Genomic DNA, 1,381 nt, shown 5'->3' on the forward strand with positions numbered 1-1,381 from the left:
CCCAGACCTCGTTCGCCGACACCGACTATGTCGAAGCCTCCCTCGGCTATGCCTACCGCCCGGTCGACAACGACCGCCTCAACGCACTGTTCAAATACACCTGGCTCTACGACCTGCCGGGCAACAACCAGCTCATCTCTGGCGCTACCGGCGACCTCTTCGCCCCGGCCCAGCGCAGCCACATCCTGTCGGTCGACGCCATCTACGACCTCACTCCGTGGCTGTCGGTGGGCGGCAAATACGGCTTCCGTTTCGGCCAGGTCAAATACCGCACCGGCAGCGGCACCGGCTTCGAGGCCGAATGGCAGAAGAGCTCCGCCCATCTCGGCATCCTGCGCGCCGACCTGCATCTCATCAGGAAATGGGATCTCCTGCTCGAAGGCCGCGTCATGCACATGCCCGAAGCCGACACCACCGACTACGGCGCACTCGCCGCCGTCTACCGCCATGTCGGCGACAACTTCAAGGTCGGTCTCGGCTACAATTTCGGCCGCTTCTCCGACGACCTCAGAGACCTCACCCTCGACGATCAGGGCCTCTTCCTTAACGTCGTCGGAAAGTTCTGAACGGGGATAAAAATGCAATTGCACAAACCATTACCAGCGCCTTCCCCGAACTGTCATCTTGAAGGTCAGAATCCTGCTGCGCCTCGGATTGCAAGAGGCTGCACGCGAACATCATCCTTCGTGATTTCCGGAAATAGAAGCATCTAAAAATAGGTTCAAGAAATGAGACTGAGCGCGCCAACAGGGATTGTTTTCATTCTATCGGTTATTCTTGCAATACTATCTTTTTTGCCCGTCTTAGGCATATCGATTCCTGTGGCCAGTGCCTATAGTTACTGGCTGCTGGCTGCTGCATTTGCCATCCTTGCCGCCGGAAACTTGCTGAAAGGCCTCTAGCGCGCCCACAGGCGAACGCAGAGCCGGCGCATTGATTGATAGGGGAACCGTGCTGTTGTCCGCCGACAGTGCCGCCATGACAGGAAACCCTGCGCGTAGCTTGATGAAGATAACAGGTGCCAACGTAGCGACCGTTCTCCAGCCAGCTCGCAAGGTGCATCTTCTACGGCGTAATCCTTGCCGGGCCGCAAATGAAATGTGACTTTCGTCATCTTCAATCATGACTTTCGCCACATGTCCTCAACTCTCGAAAGGTTTAACTTTCGATAAATGCAAAACATTCGCGTGGAATTGCCGGGCAATTCACGTGGATGTGCCACTGGGTAGTTATCAATCGGGGGCATCCATGCCTACTTCCAAGGGGCTGCCGCGGGCGGCACGTATTCTTGCCTAGCCACTGCACCGAGAACTGCGGGGAACCATGCTGTTGTCCACCGGCGGTCCCTCCATGACAGAAACCCTGTGCGTGGCTTGATGAA

General features: G+C 56.8%; 1 pseudogene. It reads left to right on the forward strand.

Annotated features, from left to right (window positions below):
• Positions 1 to 566, forward strand: a pseudogene (locus tag N1058_RS23980) (TonB-dependent receptor); the annotation flags it as partial.
• Between the last annotated feature and the right edge of the window lie 815 nt (positions 567 to 1,381).

This window comes from Nitratireductor luteus (genome assembly GCF_026162365.1).
GTDB lineage: Bacteria > Pseudomonadota > Alphaproteobacteria > Rhizobiales > Rhizobiaceae > Chelativorans > Chelativorans luteus.